The organism is Streptomyces sp. NPDC042638 (assembly GCF_040647235.1).
GTDB lineage: Bacteria > Actinomycetota > Actinomycetes > Streptomycetales > Streptomycetaceae > Streptomyces > Streptomyces rameus.
The window spans coordinates 22,228-39,331 of record NZ_JBEZBT010000052.1 but is presented as its reverse complement, the minus strand read 5'-3'; the positions used below and the strand labels follow the sequence as shown (position 1 = coordinate 39,331).

General features: G+C 70.5%; 14 protein-coding genes and 4 tRNA genes. 7 read left to right on the top strand and 11 right to left on the bottom strand.

Annotated features, from left to right (window positions below):
* Positions 1–35 precede the first annotated feature (35 nt).
* Positions 36–1,106, top strand: a complete 1,071-nt coding sequence (gene purM, locus AB0B40_RS30825; RefSeq protein ID WP_345048078.1) for a phosphoribosylformylglycinamidine cyclo-ligase — start codon at positions 36–38, stop codon at positions 1,104–1,106.
* A gap of 66 nt (positions 1,107–1,172) precedes the next feature.
* Here purM and AB0B40_RS30820 read toward each other — a convergent pair whose 3' ends face one another.
* Positions 1,173–1,421 (bottom strand): DUF3073 domain-containing protein, encoded by a 249-nt coding sequence (locus AB0B40_RS30820; RefSeq protein ID WP_345048079.1) that lies wholly within the window; start codon positions 1,419–1,421, stop codon positions 1,173–1,175.
* 290 nt (positions 1,422–1,711) lie between these two features.
* Entirely contained in the window at positions 1,712–2,827 is a 1,116-nt protein-coding gene (locus AB0B40_RS30815; protein WP_345048080.1) for a Glu/Leu/Phe/Val dehydrogenase dimerization domain-containing protein, read from the bottom strand.
* 200 nt (positions 2,828–3,027) lie between these two features.
* On the opposite strand from AB0B40_RS30815, the gene AB0B40_RS30810 reads away from it, so the two are divergent.
* Entirely contained in the window at positions 3,028–3,870 is an 843-nt protein-coding gene (locus AB0B40_RS30810) for a hypothetical protein (RefSeq protein WP_345048082.1), read from the top strand.
* Between the two features lie 518 nt (positions 3,871–4,388).
* Positions 4,389–4,595 carry a developmental transcriptional regulator BldC gene (gene bldC / locus AB0B40_RS30805; protein WP_003949541.1) on the top strand — a complete coding sequence of 69 codons (207 nt, stop codon included), beginning with the start codon at positions 4,389–4,391 and terminating at the stop codon, positions 4,593–4,595.
* 472 nt (positions 4,596–5,067) lie between these two features.
* Here bldC and AB0B40_RS30800 read toward each other — a convergent pair whose 3' ends face one another.
* From AB0B40_RS30800 to hrpA, 3 genes are all read right to left on the bottom strand, one after another.
* Positions 5,068–5,259 carry a DUF6274 family protein gene (locus AB0B40_RS30800; RefSeq protein WP_362266803.1) on the bottom strand — a complete coding sequence of 64 codons (192 nt, stop codon included), beginning with the start codon at positions 5,257–5,259 and terminating at the stop codon, positions 5,068–5,070.
* A 233-nt stretch (positions 5,260–5,492) separates the two neighbouring features.
* Positions 5,493–5,567: transfer RNA gene (locus tag AB0B40_RS30795), tRNA-Asp, on the bottom strand.
* 96 nt (positions 5,568–5,663) lie between these two features.
* Positions 5,664–9,620: an ATP-dependent RNA helicase HrpA gene (hrpA, locus tag AB0B40_RS30790; protein WP_345048086.1), complete on the bottom strand. Its 3,957-nt coding sequence runs from the start codon at positions 9,618–9,620 to the stop codon at positions 5,664–5,666.
* Between the two features lie 88 nt (positions 9,621–9,708).
* Between hrpA and AB0B40_RS30785 the strand changes: the two genes are divergently transcribed.
* Complete coding sequence (locus AB0B40_RS30785; RefSeq protein WP_345048087.1) at positions 9,709–10,767, top strand: ABC transporter permease; 1,059 nt, start codon at positions 9,709–9,711, stop codon at positions 10,765–10,767.
* Here the strand turns inward: AB0B40_RS30785 and AB0B40_RS30780 are convergent.
* The 6 genes from AB0B40_RS30780 to AB0B40_RS30755 form a co-directional block, all read right to left on the bottom strand.
* The gene (locus AB0B40_RS30780) at positions 10,764–11,084 is read right to left on the bottom strand and encodes a hypothetical protein (RefSeq protein ID WP_345048088.1); all 321 of its coding nucleotides are present in this window, start codon (positions 11,082–11,084) and stop codon (positions 10,764–10,766) included. The two genes, AB0B40_RS30785 and AB0B40_RS30780, sit on opposite strands and share 4 nt — an antisense overlap.
* A gap of 139 nt (positions 11,085–11,223) precedes the next feature.
* Positions 11,224–11,904: a histone deacetylase gene (locus AB0B40_RS30775; RefSeq protein WP_362266801.1), complete on the bottom strand. Its 681-nt coding sequence runs from the start codon at positions 11,902–11,904 to the stop codon at positions 11,224–11,226.
* 96 nt (positions 11,905–12,000) lie between these two features.
* Positions 12,001–12,074: transfer RNA gene (locus tag AB0B40_RS30770), tRNA-Phe, on the bottom strand.
* A 24-nt stretch (positions 12,075–12,098) separates the two neighbouring features.
* A tRNA-Asp gene (locus AB0B40_RS30765) sits at positions 12,099–12,173 on the bottom strand.
* Between the two features lie 36 nt (positions 12,174–12,209).
* Positions 12,210–12,282: transfer RNA gene (locus AB0B40_RS30760), tRNA-Glu, on the bottom strand.
* 80 nt (positions 12,283–12,362) lie between these two features.
* Entirely contained in the window at positions 12,363–13,952 is a 1,590-nt protein-coding gene (locus AB0B40_RS30755; protein ID WP_362266799.1) for a metallophosphoesterase, read from the bottom strand.
* Positions 13,953–14,036: 84 nt separating this feature from the next.
* Here AB0B40_RS30755 and AB0B40_RS30750 point away from each other — a divergent pair, with 84 nt between their 5' ends.
* From AB0B40_RS30750 to AB0B40_RS30740, 3 genes are all read left to right on the top strand, one after another.
* The gene (locus AB0B40_RS30750; RefSeq protein WP_345048091.1) at positions 14,037–14,387 is read left to right on the top strand and encodes a metallopeptidase family protein; all 351 of its coding nucleotides are present in this window, start codon (positions 14,037–14,039) and stop codon (positions 14,385–14,387) included.
* 153 nt (positions 14,388–14,540) lie between these two features.
* A complete protein-coding gene (locus AB0B40_RS30745; RefSeq protein ID WP_345048092.1) occupies positions 14,541–15,077 on the top strand; it encodes a hypothetical protein in 537 nt (178 codons plus the stop codon).
* A 214-nt stretch (positions 15,078–15,291) separates the two neighbouring features.
* A partial coding sequence (locus AB0B40_RS30740) for a DEAD/DEAH box helicase (protein WP_362266798.1) occupies positions 15,292–17,104 on the top strand: 1,813 nt, incomplete at its 3' end.

Here is a 17,104-nt window from a genome sequence, read left to right as displayed (position 1 = left end):
TTTTCACGCGGTACGACACGAAAGTTCTCAAGATCATGTCTTCCGAGACCACCGGTGCCAGCTACGCGAGCGCGGGCGTCGACATCGAGGCGGGCGACCGCGCCGTCGAGCTCATGAAGGAGTGGGTGAAGAAGACCCAGCGCCCCGAGGTTTTGGGCGGCCTCGGCGGCTTCGCCGGGCTCTTCGACGCCTCCGCCCTCAAGCGCTACGAGCGCCCGCTGCTGGCCTCCGCCACCGACGGCGTGGGCACGAAGGTCGACATCGCGCGCCGCATGGGCGTCTACGACTCCATCGGCCACGACCTGGTCGCGATGGTCATGGACGACATCGTGGTGTGCGGTGCCGAGCCGCTGTTCATGACCGACTACATCTGCGTCGGCAAGGTCCACCCCGAGCGGGTCGCGGCCATCGTCAAGGGCATCGCCGAGGGCTGTGTGCTGGCCGGCTGCGCCCTGGTGGGCGGCGAGACGGCCGAGCACCCCGGCCTGCTGGGTGCGGACGACTTCGACGTCGCCGGCGCCGGTACGGGCGTCGTGGAGGCCGACCGGCTGCTGGGCGCGGACCGTATCCGCACCGGTGACACCGTGATCGCCATGGCGTCCTCCGGGCTTCACTCGAACGGGTACTCACTCGTCCGCCACGTCCTGCTGGAGCGCGCGGGCCTGGCCCTGGAGACGGAGATCGCGGAGCTGGGCCGCACCCTCGGCGAGGAGCTGCTGGAGCCCACCAAGATCTACTCTCTGGACTGCCTGGCGCTGACCCGCACCGCCGAGGTGCACGCCTTCAGCCACATCACCGGCGGCGGACTCGCCGCCAACCTGGCCCGGGTGATCCCGGACGGCCTGCACGCCGTGGTCGACCGCTCCACCTGGGCCCCGGGTGCGATCTTCGACCTGGTCGGAACGACCGGGAACGTCGAGCGCCTGGAGCTGGAGAAGACCCTCAACATGGGCGTCGGCATGATCGCGATCCTGCCGCAGGAGTCCACGGACGTGGCCCTCGCGACGCTGGCGGACCGGGGTGTCGACGCCTGGGTCGCCGGCGAGATCACCGAGCGTGGCGCGAAGACGACCGGCGCGGAGCTGGTCGGGGACTACGCCGTCTGACCCTGCGGACAGCACAGAACCCGGTCGGTGGCAGTGCCACCGACCGGGTGAGTGCTCAGTACAAGGTCAAGCGCCGCGACGGTGCTGTGAGGGACCGTCATCCTCGTCCCCGTCGTCCTCATAGAGGTCGGCGTAGCGCGAGTAGAGATCGTCCTCATCGTCCTCATCGTCCTCGAACGGCTCGCCGTTCGGCGGCTGGCTCGAAGTCGATGCGCCCAGTTCACTGGCCAGACGTGACAGGTCAGTCCCACCGCTGTTGTACTTCAGCTGGCGGGCGACCTTTGTCTGCTTGGCCTTGGCCCGGCCGCGCCCCATGGCTCGACCCCCTCGGTGACGGGGCTCGGTGGCCCCAGAGTCTGACACGCGTTCATGATCCGGAACGAACCCTCCGCGGAGAGGCCGGTCCGTAGGGCTTCCACGGTACCTGAGCCCGCGCCCATACGGTACGTCGCCCGCAGCACGCGCGTGTGCACAGGACCTTCGAGGCGCCCTGTCCTCGCTGGTCAGTGGCGATTTTAACCACTTATCGGGGAACGACCCGCCGGGGGAAGTGAGAGTTCTCTCCAAGTTCCCGCCGACGGGTACCGCTCATGTGTACGAACGGGCTAGCGCGCGACGCGGTGCGAGCGGGCGTCGGCCATCCGCTGCTCGGCGATCCGGTCGGCCGCGGCGGCCGGCGGAATCCCGTCTTCCTTCGCACGTGCGAATATGGCCAGCGTGGTGTCGAAGATCTTCGCCGCCTTCGCCCTGCACCGGTCGAAGTCGAACCCGTGCAGCTCGTCGGCCACCTGGATCACCCCGCCGGCGTTCACCACGTAGTCCGGCGCGTAGAGGATCCCGCGGTCGGCGAGGTCCTTCTCCACGCCCGGGTGGGCCAGCTGGTTGTTGGCCGCACCGCACACCACCTTGGCGGTGAGCGCCGGGACGGAGAGGTCGTTGAGGGCGCCGCCGAGGGCGCACGGGGCGTAGATGTCGAGACCGCCGGTCCGGGTGCCCCTGATCAGCGCCTCGGTGTCGGCGACGGCCGTCACTCCGGCGGGGTGCTGGTCCAGGATCCGCCGGACGGCCTCGGCGCGCACGTCCGTGATCACGACCTCGGCGCCCTCGTCGAGCAGGTGCCGCACCAGGTGGTGGCCGACCTTGCCGACGCCGGCGACGCCGATCCTGCGTCCGCGCAGGGAGGGGTCGCCCCACAGGTGCTGGGCGGAGGCGCGCATGCCCTGGTAGACACCGAAGGCGGTGAGCACGGAGGAGTCGCCGGCGCCGCCGTTCTCCGGGGAGCGGCCCGTGGTCCAGCGGCACTCGCGGGCCACGACGTCCATGTCCGCCACGTACGTGCCGACGTCGCACGCGGTGACGTAGCGCCCGCCGAGCGAGGCGACCATACGGCCGTAGGCGAGGAGCAGTTCCTCGGTCTTGTCGCGCTCCGGGTCGCCGATGATCACGGCCTTGCCGCCGCCGTGGTCGAGACCGGCCATGGCGTTCTTGTAGGACATTCCGCGCGCGAGGTTGAGGGCGTCGGCGACGGCCTCGGCCTCGGTGGCGTACGGGTAGAAGCGCGTGCCGCCGAGGGCGGGGCCCAGGGCGGTGGAGTGGATGGCGATCACGGCCTTGAGGCCGCTGGCGCGGTCCTGGCAGAGCACGACCTGCTCATGGCCGCCCTGGTCCGAGTGGAACAGGGTGTGCAGGACATCAGCAGGCGCGCCGGTTACGTCGGTCACTGTGGTGACTCCTGTGTACTAGCGGCGAGTGGGGTGCGGTCCCCGTACGGGTGGCGGAGAGCCGTGGCATGAGCGTAGAGCCTCGGCCCACTCACCATCCGTGCAGTGTTCAGGATCACCCTCCCGGGGCCGCTGCGCACGCATGACCATGGCACGATTTGCAGTGGTTTCGAGCCGGGCCCGATGGGGAGGGAGCAGGCGTGCCCAAGGTGTCCTCCGTGGTCGTCCCCTATGCCGCTTACCTGCGTGTGTACGAGCCGCTGGGCGCCTTCCCCGAACCGGAGCGCAGCCACTGGGCGCGCTACGCCCGGCGCCCGGAGCGCCCCTCCTACCAGGACGAACTGCGCCGCTCCCTGGCGGACTTGCTGCCCACCCCGCCGATCGCGGTGCCGGTGCACGAGAGCGGCGACGCCTTCGTGCTGGAGGTCGACGGGGTGGTCTGCGTGTGCCCCTGGCGGACCCGGCTGCGCGGCTGGCAGGCCCTGGGCGACCTGGCCGAGGAACTGCCGCCGCCGGTGCTGGACGCGGTGCTGCCCCCGGTGGTGCGCCGCCAGGCCGCCCAGGACTACGAGCGCTGGCTGGCCCGCAACCCCGACGCACGCCCGTGGATCCGGACGGCGACCTGGCAGGTGCCGCTGAACTGGTTCGTCCTGGTCTCGGACGAGGAGCGGCGGTACGACAAGGGGACCGCCGACGTCCCCCCGGTGCTGCGCTACCGCACGCCGATGGTGCAGGCCAGGCGCCGGGTGGCGCGGGCGCTGCGCACACTGAGGGACACCGTCGAGGAGGGCCCGCTGATCGACGGCCTGACGGACGTCGGCCGCTGGCTGGAGGAGTTCCACCCGCGCTCGCTGGTGGAGCTGGACTACGGCGGGCTGGTGCACGTGCTGCCGGCGGGCGAGCTGGAGGACGATCACTCGGCGGCGGACGTGGCGGCCGGCATCGAGGCGCTGCGCCGGGGTGACGGGACGGCCGCCGGGGAGGCGTACGGGCGGCTGGTGGAGCGGTGGCGAACGGTGCGGGACCGGCGCTCCGCGAACTGAGTGACGTACATCACGGTCAAATCGGTGCCGGACAGCGTACGTTCTACTCGCTTGGAGACCTGACGGGACGTTGGTCCCGATCTGGACTTTTATTCCTAAGGGTGACGGATAGCACTTACCCGGCTCTTGCTCTAGTTGCCACCCCTCGTGCCAAAATAGGACAAGGAGCCCGGGGAGGGCTCCGTTCGCCCAACTATGCTCATCTGTGGGCGGATTCTCAGCATTGCACGCTTTGGGGGGTCTGGTGACTCCTGATCGCCCTGTGACTGATCGTCACAGTGGCGTGACTGTCCGCTATGGCATGGTCCATCGGCTTCCGTCGCTGATGAACACCTGGGAGGGCAATTCCATCGGTTTGGCCGACGCGGCTGGACAGATGGTGTAGTTGTAGTGCCGAGGACAAGCCGTTCGTCCTATAACCGACTCGACTCGCGTCCGCCATTTCGGGCAACGCGGGTCAAGGTGCAGAATTTAGAGGAAAGAACCGAGAAGGTTCGGTTCTCCCGAGGAGGCCGCTCATGACCGCTCGCACCCCTGATGCCGAGCCGCTGCTGACCCCGGCTGAGGTCGCCACCATGTTCCGTGTCGACCCCAAGACGGTCACGCGGTGGGCGAAGGCCGGCAAGCTCACGTCCATCCGCACGCTCGGCGGACACCGCCGCTACCGCGAGGCCGAGGTCCGCGCCCTGCTGGCGGGCATTCCGCAGCAGCGCAGCGAGGCCTGAACAACTCCATAACCGGGCAAGACGGTCGGCCCCCCAACCGGCCGAGGCGCCCGAAACCCTAGCTCCAAGCGACGCGGGACCTGCCCCAACAGGGCCCTCGCCCAAGCCGAAGAGAACGTTGTCGGCAAGCCACACAGGGTGCGTCGTCGATCGCGCTGGACTCCGCCGGGTCCAGCGCGATTTTTTTGTGCCCGGCCACAGCTGGGTGGCCGGAGGTGGGTGGCCCTGGTGAGCGTCCTTGTCGGAGTCTGGGGATGCCTGTCGGAACGGCTGTGCGCAGCCCCCGGGAGGGGTGCAATTGCACATATTAAATTGACCCGTTGTATGACAGGGGTAAGTGCCACGGTTTCAAAAACCCATGCGGTGACTCCCGTCACACGGTCGGGCGCTTGCTGGCCACGCTCCGCATGCGCTAATGGGAGTGCCCGCTCCAGAGTCCCACGCCCGTACGGCGGTTGGGGCCCGGCAGGGGTCACGCGTGACGAGGACTCTCTTCCTCGACGGGCTCCTGTCCGGCGTCCTGGACGAACGGGCCGGCGTCCATCGCCAGCCGCAGCAGGCGGTGGCAGATGGGGCAGTGCCGGGTGCGGTGCCGGTAGGAGGAGGCGGCCGACAGATGGGCCCTCAGAAGCGCCCGCGTCTCGTGCCTGACCGATGCCGCCATACGCCACCTCCAGGGGCCGTACGGGAGGAACGAGCCCTGCTTTCTGGGTACCGAGCGAATGTGACGCCGTCAAGACCGCGGCGGCACTCCGCCGCCACGGCCGCACCGGCGTGCAGGGTCCCGCGGGCTGCCTCCCGTGGGGTCCCTGCGCTGGGCGGGCCGGGAGTGGCGGGTGGTGCGCGCACACGAATGAGGCCCGCTCTCCCTTCCGGGCGCGGGCCTCGTTCTCTATGCGGTCCTGACGGGATTTGAACCCGCGGCCTCCACCTTGACAGGGTGGCGAGCACTCCAAACTGCTCCACAGGACCAGGTTTTCCGCGGCGCTTGTCGTGCACTGCGCTGCGAGAAGAGACTGTACAGGAGGGTGAGCGTCCTGGTCGAACTCACCCTCCGTGCAGGGTTGGCTACGGCACGGCGGCGTCGATCGCCTTCACGATCCGCTTGTCCGAGACCGGGTACGCCGTGCCCAGGGCGTGGGCGAAATAGCTGACCCGCAGCTCCTCGATCATCCAGCGGATGTCCAGGACCGAGGAGGGCACCGGGCGGCCCTGCGGGAGCTGTTCCAGGAGCCAGGCGTACTCGTCCTGCATCTCGTGGACCTTCTCCATGCGCGTGGTGTCCCGCTGGACGTTCGTCGGCATCTGCTGGAGGCGGCGGTCGGCGGCCACCATGTAGCGCATCAGGTCGGGCAGGCGTCGTATGCCCGCCCAGGTGACGAAACCGGTCTTCACGAGGGCGTCCAGCTGTTTGCGGACGTCCGTGAGGTTCGCGAGCAGCGCCGGGCTCCTGACGGCCTTCAGGCGGCGCTCGCACGCCTGCCAGGCCGCGAGCACCTGCTGTACCTGGGCGACCGTACGCACCGTGGTGTCCACGATCTCCGAGCGCACCCTGTCGAACAGCTTCCGGTACGACTCCTCGTCCCAGGCCGGCCCTCCGAAGTCCCCGATGAGCTTGTCCGCCGCCGCCGTCGCGCAGTCGTCGAACAGCGCCTGGACCGAGCCGTGCGGGTTGGCGGAGAGCGCGAGCTTCTGGGCGTTCGTCAGCTTCTCGGAGGCGAACTTCGCCGGGTTCACGGGGATGTTGCGCAGGATCAGCCGACGGGTGCCCTTCCACATCGCCTCCGCCTGCTCGGCCTCGGTGTCGAAGAGCCGGACGGAGACCGTGTCGCCGTCGTCCACCAGTGCCGGGTACGCCTTGACCGGCTGGCCGGCCCGGCGGGTCTCGAAGACCCGGGCGAGGGTGCCGATCGTCCAGTCCGTCAGGCCCTCGCGCTCCAGGGACTCGCCGCCCTCGCGGGACGCCGTCGCCGCCGCGGCCTGCGAAAGGGCCTGGCGCGCCTTCGGCTTCAGGCGCAGCTTCAGCGCCTCCAGGTCCTTGTCCTCGGCCAGTTTCCGGCGCCGTTCGTCGACGATCCGGAAGGTGATCTTGAGGTGCTCGGGGACCTTCGCCCAGTCGAAGTCGTCCGCCTCGAATGGGACGCCGACCATCCGCTTCAGCTCACGGGCCATCGTGACGGTGAGCGACTCCTGGAGGGGCACCGCCTTCTCCAGGAACGCCCTCGCGTAGTTCGGCGCCGGTACGTAGTGGCGGCGGATCGGCTTCGGCAGGGAGCGGATCAGCTCGGTCACGACCTCCTCGCGCAGGCCCGGGATCTGCCAGTCGAAGCCCTCGTCCGTGACCTGGTTGAGGACCTGGAGCGGGACGTGCACCGTCACACCGTCGGCGTCCGCGCCCGGCTCGAACTGGTAGGTGACCCGGAACTTCAGGTTCCGCTGGTGCCAGCTGTCCGGGTAGTCGGCCTTGGTGACCGCCTCCGCCGACTCCCGGATGAGCATCTCCCGCTCGAAGTCCAGGAACTCCGGCTGCTCCTGCCGCTTGCGCTTCCACCAGGAGTCGAAGTGGGCACCGGACACCACGTGTTCGGGAACCCGCTGGTCGTAGAAGTCGAAGAGGGTGTCGTCGTCCACGACGATGTCCCGGCGCCGGGCGCGGTGCTCCAGCTCCTCGACCTCACTGAGCAGTCTGCGGTTGTCGGCGAAGAACTTGTGGTGCGTGCGCCAGTCGCCCTCCACGAGCGCGTTGCGGATGAACAGCTCGCGCGAGACGGCGGGGTCGATCCGGCCGTAGTTCACCTTCCGCTGGGCGACGATCGGGACGCCGTACAGCGTGACCTTCTCGTACGCCATCACGGCCGCCTGGTCCTTCTCCCAGTGCGGCTCGCTGTACGTCCGCTTGAGCAGGTGCTCGGCCAGCGGTTCGACCCACTCCGGCTCGATCCTGGCGTTCACACGCGCCCACAGGCGGCTCGTCTCCACCAGCTCGGCCGACATCAGGAACTTCGGCTGCTTCTTGAACAGCGCGGAACCGGGGAAGATCGCGAACTTGGCGCTGCGGGCGCCCAGGTACTCGTTCTTGCTGCCGTCCTTCACGTCCTTCATCCCGATGTGGGAGAGGAGGCCGGCGAGGAGGGAGACGTGGACGCGGTCGGCCGGGGCTTCGGCGCCCGCCGCGGGCTCCTCCAGATGCATGCCCATCTGCTTGGCGACCGTGCGCAGCTGGCTGTAGATGTCCTGCCACTCGCGGATGCGCAGGAAGTTCAGGTACTCCTGCTTGCACATCCGGCGGAAGGACGACGAGCCGCGCTCCTTCTGCTGCTCGCGGACGTAGCGCCACAGGTTCAGATAGGCGAGGAAGTCGCTGGTCTCGTCCTTGAAGCGGGCGTGCTGCTGGTCGGCCTGGGCCTGCTTGTCGGCCGGGCGTTCGCGCGGGTCCTGGATGGACAGCGCGGCGGCGATGACCATGACCTCACGGACACAGCCGTTCCGGTCGGCCTCCAGGACCATCCGGGCCAGACGCGGGTCGACGGGCAGCTGGGCCAGCTTGCGGCCGGTGTCCGTGAGCCGCTTGCGGGTGTCCTTCTCGGCCGGGTCCAGCGCGCCCAGCTCCTGCAGCAGCTGCACGCCGTCGCGGATGTTGCGGTGGTCCGGCGGGTCGATGAACGGGAACTTCTCGATGTCGCCGAGACCGGCCGCGGTCATCTGGAGGATGACGGAGGCGAGGTTCGTCCGCAGGATCTCCGCGTCCGTGAACTCCGGCCGGGCGAGGAAGTCGTCCTCGGAGTACAGGCGGATGCAGATGCCGTCGGACGTACGGCCGCAGCGGCCCTTGCGCTGGTTGGCGCTCGCCTGCGAGATCGGCTCGATGGGCAGGCGCTGCACCTTGGTGCGGTGGCTGTAACGGCTGATGCGGGCGAAGCCGGGGTCGATGACGTACTTGATCCCGGGGACGGTGAGGGAGGTCTCGGCGACGTTGGTGGCCAGAACGATCCTGCGCCCGGTGTGCTGCTGGAAGACCCGGTGCTGCTCGGCGTGGGACAGCCGGGCGTACAGGGGGAGGACCTCGGTGAACCGGTACTTCTTCTTCTCCAGGGCGTCCGCCGTGTCGCGGATCTCCCGCTCGCCGGAGAGGAAGACGAGGATGTCGCCCTTGCCCTCCGCCATCAGCTCCTCGACGGCGTCCGTGATCGCGGTGATCTGGTCGCGGTCGGCGTCGTCCGAGTCCTCTTCGAGCAGTGGCCGGTAGCGCACCTCCACCGGGTACGTCCGGCCGCTGACCTCGATGATCGGTGCGTCGCCGAAGTGCCGGGAGAAGCGCTCGGGGTCGATGGTCGCGGAGGTGATCACGACCTTCAGGTCCGGCCGCTTCGGCAGCAGCTGGGCCAGATAGCCGAGCAGGAAGTCGATGTTGAGGGACCGCTCGTGGGCCTCGTCGATGATGATCGTGTCGTAGGCGCGCAGCTCGCGGTCGGTCTGGATCTCGGCGAGCAGGATGCCGTCCGTCATCAGCTTGACGAAGGTGGCGTCCGGATTCACCTGGTCGGTGAAGCGGACCTTCCAGCCGACGGCCTCGCCGAGCGGGGTGTCCAGCTCCTCCGCCACGCGCTCGGCGACGGTCCGGGCCGCGATCCTCCTCGGCTGGGTGTGCCCGATCATGCCGCGCACGCCCCGGCCCAGCTCCATGCAGATCTTGGGGATCTGGGTGGTCTTGCCGGACCCGGTCTCACCGGCCACGATGACCACCTGGTGAGCGCGGATGGCGTCCGCGATCTCGTTCTTCTTCTGGCTGACCGGCAGCTGCTCGGGGTAGGTGACGGCCGGCACGCGGGAGCGCCGCCGGGCCATGCGCTCCTCGGCGCGCCCGATCTCGGTCTCGATCTCGGTGAGGACGGCGGCGCGGGCCTCGGGCTTACGGATCTTGCGCGCGCCCTCGAGCCGTCGGCCGAGCCGGTGCGCGTCGCGCAGCGACAGCTCGGTCAGACGGGGGGCGAGGGTGCCGAGGGCGGGGGCGGGATGCGTAGACATACGGAGTCCAGGATCTCACCCCGGCCAAAAATCACGCGAACGATTTGACGGAGGGCGACGATGTATCGATTGCCCTAGCTTGTTCCGTATGTCGGAGTCACCTCATGGAGAGCACGGCCGCACCCCGACCCGCGCGGAACGCTGGGCGGCGTTCCGGCGGTCGCCCTTCCTGCCCGCCACGGTCCTCGTCCTGATCCTCGCCGCCGCGGCCGGCCTCTTCGCCGGTTCCTACACGTACGCCATGGCGAACCCGACCCCGCACAGCATCCCGGCGGCGGTGACCGGCCACTACGACGAGCCGGCCGCCCGCCGGGTCATCGACGGCATGGAGAAGTCCCTGGGCGCCTCCATGAAGCTGGACGCCTACGACGGCCGGGACGCGGCGGTACGGGCGGTGGAGGAACAGAAGGTGTTCGCCGTGTTCGAGGTGCCCGCCGGCGGCCGGAGGCTCACCCTGGACGTGTCCGGGGCGTCGGGGGCGACGGTCGCGCAGGTGCTCTCGGAGTCGGCGGCGAAGGTGAGCAGGGCCACGGGCACCCCCGTGGTGGTCCACGACCTGAATCCGCTGCAGCGGGGCGACCCCCGGGGACTCGCGATCTTCTACATCTCGCTCGCCGCCGTGATCATCGGTTTCATCGGGGCCATCCAGCTGAGCGTGCACGCGAAGGAGCTGAACCCGGTGGAGCGCATCGCCTTCATCGTCGCCTACGCCGTGCTCGGCGGGTTCACGATCGCCGCGGTGGTGGACTGGTGGCTGGGCGCGCTGAGGCTTCCGTTCGCCGAGTCGTGGCTCATCCTCGCCCTGACGATGTTCACGTCCGGCATGGTGTTCACGATGTTCAACACCCTGGTCGGGCGCTGGGCCATGCTGCCGACGTGGGGGCTGATGGTGTTGCTGGGCAACCCCTCGTCCGGCGGTGCCGTCTCCTGGCCGCTGCTGCCGTCCCCGCTCGGCACGATCGGGCGCTGGCTGCCGCCCGGTGCCTCGGTGAACGCCCAGCACACCGCGGTGTACTTCCGGGGCCACCAGCACGCGTTCCCGTTCCTGGTGCTGGCGGGCTGGGCGGTCGTCTCCTGCGTGGTCTTCGTGGTCTGGCGCGAGCGCCATCCGGGCGGCCGGCCGACCCGGCCGGCCCACGCGGCCTAGGGCGTGCGCTGGACGGGCGGTACCGGCGGGGTGGCTTCGGGGTGCCTGCGGGCCGGGCCGTCTCCGAGGGCGATCGACCGCGCGGTGTTGGAGATGGCCTTGATGCCCAGGTAGGCCGTCGTCATGCTGCTGACGGCGGTGAACGCCGCGGTGAGGACGCCGACGATCACCGCCTTGTCCCCGTCGAGCCGCCACACCCCGAAGGCCGCGACTCCGGCGATCGCGAGATTGCTGACGACGACCGCGAGCAGCCCGTAACGGGCCCGGACCTTCTCCAGCTCGGTGTCCTGACTGGCTCTGGCCTCGTCCCGGCTCATGTCTCCCCCGCCCCCGGCGCCCGCGTGATCAGGCTGAACGTAGCGCCGGCCGGGCGCGGTGCCAAGACGTCACGGAAACCCCGGGGCGGCCCGGCGTCCTCGGGCCGGGTGCCGCCCGGTGGTGTCCCGGTCGTAGGGGTCAGCGCCGGCCCGGTCCGGTGCCGAGGAGAGCGGCGATGTCCTCGGCCGACCAGTGGCCGGTCGCGCCGGGGCAGGCCGCGACGTACGAGGCGACCGCCGCCCTGTCCCATGCCCCGGCGGACAGCAGGCCCGCCGCCAGGAACCGGACGTAGGCGGCGGAGGGAGGAACCCATCGCACGTCGTTCATCGCCCACGACGCCGTGAAGGTCAGCACGGGCATGCCCTCCACCTGGCCCGCGCACACGAGCGTTTCGTAGCGCCCCTCGCCGAGTACGGCACGCCGCCGCGTGAGGACCTCCTCCAGATCCAGGTCCACGTCCGGCGCCCGGTACATCTCCTGGGCCGCGATGTCGGCGAACTGGCCGCTCGTCACCAAGTGCGCTCTGGCCAGCACCCGCCCGTCCGGCTGCGGGTCGTAGAAGGCCCGCCCCCCGCCCCACACGGGCGACCTCGTGGCGAAGTACATGGCACCGGTCAGCTCCACCGGGATCGACCGGGCCGGCATGGCGGGGTCGCGGCATCCCGGGTACTCCCGCGCCGCGCCGGGCGGACGGCCGCCCTTGATGTAGGCGGCGAGCCGCTCCAGATGCGTGTTGGAGCCGTAGGACGTGTACCAGACCCGCTCGGGGTGCCGATCGAGCGGCGGCGCCGGGTCGATGCCCGGTAGGGCCTTCACCATGGTCTGCTCCGTCGGCGTACAGGCTGGCGTAGAAGACACGAAAGAGCCCCTCCCTGACGGATCAGGGAGGGGCTCTTGCCCTGGTCAGGGCTGCGGTGGCTGGGGCCGGGGTCGAACCGGCGACCTTCCGCTTTTCAGGCGGACGCTCGTACCAACTGAGCTACCCAGCCACGGTGTTTCACGTGAAACACCAGCGGTCCTGACGGGATTTGAACCCGCGGCCTCCACCTTGACAGGGTGGCGAGCACTCCAAACTGCTCCACAGGACCAAGCTTGTGTGCAACAGTGTCGCACACGATCTTGCGTGCCCCCAACGGGATTCGAACCCGTGCTACCGCCTTGAAAGGGCGGCGTCCTAGGCCGCTAGACGATGAGGGCTATCGGCCCGCCTGGGCGCTTCTCAGCGCGTCGGGGACGTGAGAAGCATATGGGATGGCGGGGGGTATCGCCAAAACGGTTTACGGCGAGGTCGTGGCAGCACCGGAGGAGGGGCCCGCGGGGGAGGGGGAGGGCGAGCGCGTGGCACCGGTGGCACCGGGCCGGTTCTCGTCCGCCAGATGGCGGCTGACCTCGGCCGTCGTCAGACCCAGTCCCCCCAGTTTGATGGCGTCCCAGGCCTGCAGCCTGCGGCTGTCCCGGTCGAAGTAGAGGATCGAGGCCTCGATCGGGGCGGGGTACTTGTGTTCCACGGCGCGCAGCCCGCTGCCGCCGGTCGAGCCCTCCATGCGCAGCCGTGTGCCGTACGGCAGCGTCGCCGTCCCCTCGTGGTGCAGATGTCCGCAGAGCACCAGCGGCACCTCGCCGTCCGTCTCCCGGGCGGCGGACGGCTCGTGGGCGATCGCCACGTCCACCGGGGTGCCGGCCGCCCGCTGGTCGCGCAGGGCACTGGCCAGCCGGGCGCCCGCCAGCTCCTCGGACGCCTCACTGCCGGGCACCGTCGAGCGGTCGGGGGTGAACTGCGGATCGCCGGTGCCCGCGAACCGCAGGCCCGCCACCGTCCGCGCCCGGCCGTCGTCCAGGACGTGCACGTTCTTCATGCGCTCCAGATAGTGCTGGGTGGCCCTGGAGTCATGGTTGCCGCGCACCCACACATAGGGCACGCCCAGGTCCCGCACCGGATCCAGGAAGCCGTTCTCCGCGGCCGTGCCGTGGTCCATCGTGTCCCCCGAGTCGACGATCACGTTCACCTGGTACTGCTTCACCAGCGAGCCGATGATCTTCCAGCTCGCCGGGTTGAGGTGGATGTCCGACACGTGCAGGACCCGGATGGTGGAGGGGTCCGGCCGGTAGGCGGGGAGGGTGGACGTGACGTCGTAGAGCTTCGTCACGTTCGTCACCAGGCGCGCCAACTCCTTCTGGTAGACGTCGAATTCCGTGACGATGCTGCGGGCGTTGCCGACCACGGACGGCGCCGAGCTGAGCAGCCCCGAGAACCTCGGCTCCAGGACCGACTTCGGGTTCCAGGTGGCGTACGCCGACGCGCCCGAGGCGGCCAGCAGGGCCAGGGCCAGCCCGCCGGCGGCCAGGGCCCGGCGCGGACGGCGGTAGACGGCGAGACCGAGGGCCGTGGCCCCGGCGACCACGGCCACGCAGGACCGTACGGCCAGGTCCAGCGTGCCGTGCTCGACGTCCCGGGCGACCTCGTCCTGCAGCCCGGAGAGCCGTTCGGGGTGGTCGACCAGGGCCTGGGAGCGCTCCGGGTCCAGTTGGTCGACGTTCACGTCCAGACGGACCGGTGCCACGTGACTGTCCAGGCTCAGCGCGCCCAGCGGGGAGACGTTGATCTTCGTGCCGCCGCTGACGGAGGGGCGCAGCGCCATCGTCGTGTCCATCGGGCCGACCGGAGCCCGGACGTCACCGACGACCAGCAGGCCCAGCCAGGCGCCGACCAGGACGACCGCGGCGAGCCCCAGCCCGCGCAGCCAGGGGCGCGGACGGGCGGTGAGTTCGAGGCGGGGGAGCGGGTGGTTACGGCCGCGGGGCGATCGGGTGCGGTTCGAGGTCCGGTTCAGCAGGGCGTTCAGGGCTGCGAGGGGGGCGCGGGCCATTGGTCCCGTATGCCCATGCCCCGGCGCGGATATGCGACGGTTCGGCACTCTCGTACGGGGCCGTCCGTACCGGACAATGACCCTGTGCTGGAGATGACGCGCGAGGAGTTCGAGGAACTGGTCGCCGAGGCGCTCGACCGGATTCCGCCGGAGCTGACACGGCTGATGGACAACGTCGCGGTGTTCGTCGAGGACGAACCGCCCGCCGACGACCCCGAGCTGCTCGGGGTCTACGAGGGGACACCGCTGACCGACCGGGGCGAGTGGTACGCGGGTGTCCTGCCGGACCGGATCACCGTCTACCGGGGACCGACACTCAGGATGTGCGAGAGCCGGGAGGACGTGGTCGCGGAGACCGAGGTGACGGTGGTGCACGAGATCGCCCACCACTTCGGCCTCGACGACGCCCGGCTGCACACCCTCGGTTACGGGTGAGCGCGGCGGTGCGTGGGCGCCGCCGAGGCGCCCGTACGGCCGAGCGCGGCGGCGTGTGCGGCTGAGTGCCGATGCGCGCGGGGCGCGTGTCCTCTTGCGGGCGGCGGGAGTTGGGGAGGTTGACTTCTTTCCTTGCCCCCGGAGGTGGCCGCCGTGCGCCCCTTGTACGTACCCGTCCGTCTCGCCGTCACGGTCCTGGCCCTGACCACCGCCGCCGGCTGCGTGAGCGTGGGCGACGACGCGGGCCGGGTCCGCCCCGCCCACTCGGCCGGGCAGCACGGCGGTGAGGCGCCCGGCGGCGGTCCGGCGGGCGGCGCGGGCGGCCTCGCCGAGGAGGGCGCGGTCAGTGACGGAAAGCACGGGCACGGCGGCAAGGCCAAACCCGGGGAGTCCGCCCCGGCCTCCGCCACCCCGTCGGGCACGGGCAGTGCGTCGGGGGCGCCGGCGAAGCCGGGAAAGCCGGGGAAGCCGGGTGGTCCGGGGAAGACGGACCCGCCCGGGGACCCGGCGCCGACCAAGGTGCCGCCGACGCCCCCGGCCAGTTCCGCCCCGCCCGAGCCGCCGGCCTCCACCCCGCCGCCGCCCGTCTCGGAGCCGCCGTCCGCCGAGCCGTCCTCGTCGGCGCACGAGGAGACGGGACCGCAGCTGGTCCAGCGGGAGCCGGCGCCCGCCGCGGGCGTGCCGGTGTGACGTCCGCGACGGACCACGAGGCTCGGTTTGCCTTTGGGGGTGGTAGGTGCGTATGGTGGTAGATCGTTTGATCCCATTTGCCCGGCGCCATCACAGAGCGCGCCGTGTGGCGCGTACTCTCCTTTGCCGTGGCGGACCGCATTGAGGCGGTCGTGAGCGATTCACGGAGTTGACGGGCGCGTGCCGAAGAGACTCCGGAAGGTTTCGCATTCGCATGTCCGTGTCCAGTACTGACCAGATCGTCGTGTCCGAGAACGAGAACGAACTCATCGACGTGACGACCGAGGTCACCGAGGCCCCCGAGGCCACTGACACCACCCCCCAGACCACCTTCGCCGACCTCGGCCTCCCCGAGGGCGTTGTGCGCAAGCTCGCGCAGAACGGCGTGACGACCCCCTTCCCGATCCAGGCCGCGACCATCCCGGACGCCCTGGTCGGCAAGGACATCCTCGGCCGTGGCCGCACCGGCTCCGGCAAGACCCTCTCCTTCGGTCTGCCGACCCTGGCCCAGCTGGCCGGCGGACGCACCGAGAAGAAGCGGCCCCGTGCCGTCATCCTCACCCCCACCCGCGAGCTGGCCATGCAGGTCGCGGACGCCCTCCAGCCTTACGGCGACGTCGTCGGCCTGAAGATGAAGGTCGTCTGCGGCGGTACCTCCATGGGCAACCAGATCTACGCCCTGGAGCGCGGCGTCGACATCCTCGTGGCCACCCCGGGCCGGCTGCGCGACATCATCAACCGCGGCGCCTGCTCCCTGGAGGACGTCCAGATCACCGTTCTGGACGAGGCCGACCAGATGTCCGACCTGGGCTTCCTGCCCGAGGTCACCGAGCTGCTCGACCAGGTCCCGGCCGGCGGCCAGCGGATGCTCTTCTCCGCCACGATGGAGAACGAGATCAAGACCCTCGTCGACCGCTACCTGAGCGAGCCCGTCCTGCACGAGGTGGACGCGGCCCAGGGTGCGGTGACGACCATGTCGCACCACATCCTCATCGTGAAGCCCAAGGACAAGGCGCCGGTCACCGCCGCGATCGCCTCCCGCAAGGGCCGCACGATCATCTTCGTCCGCACCCAGCTGGGCGCCGACCGCGTCGCCGAGCAGCTGCGCGAGGCCGGCGTGAAGGCCGACGCGCTGCACGGCGGCATGACCCAGGGCGCCCGTACCCGCACCCTGGCCGACTTCAAGGACGGTTACGTCAACGTCCTGGTCGCCACCGACGTCGCCGCGCGCGGCATCCACGTCGACGGCATCGACCTGGTCCTGAACGTGGACCCGGCCGGGGACCACAAGGACTACCTGCACCGCGCCGGCCGCACCGCCCGCGCGGGCCGTACCGGCACGGTCGTCTCCCTGTCCCTGCCGCACCAGCGCCGTCAGATCTTCCGCCTGATGGAGGACGCCGGCGTCGACGCGGCCCGCCACATCATCCAGGGTGCCGGCGCCTTCGACCCGGAGGTCGCCGAGATCACCGGCGCCCGCTCCATGACCGAGGTCCAGTCGGAGTCCGCCGCCAACGCGGCCCAGCAGGCCGAGCGCGAGGTGGCCCAGCTGACCAAGGAGCTGGAGCGCGCCCAGCGCCGTGCGACCGAGCTGCGCGAGGAGGCCGACCGTCTGGTGGCCCGCGTCGCCCGTGAGCGTGGCGAGGACCCCGAGGCCGCGGTGGCCGAGGCCCAGGCGACGGCCGCCGAGGAGCTGGCCGTGGCCGAGCAGCCGGCGGAGCGCGAGGCCGAGCGCGAGGAGCGTCCGGCGGGCGCGGCGCCGTTCGAGCGCCGTGAGCGTCGCGGTTTCGAGCGTCGTGACGACCGTCGTGACGACCGCGGTGGCCGTGGCTTCGAGCGCCGCGACGACCGGGGTGAGCGTCGTCCGTTCGACCGCGACCGCGGTGACCGTGGTTTCGAGCGTCGTGACGATCGGGGCGGCCGTACCTTCGAGCGTCGTGACGACCGTCGTGACGACCGGGGTGGCCGCAGCTTCGAGCGCCGTGACGACCGCGGTGGCCGTACCTTCGAGCGTCGTGACGACCGTC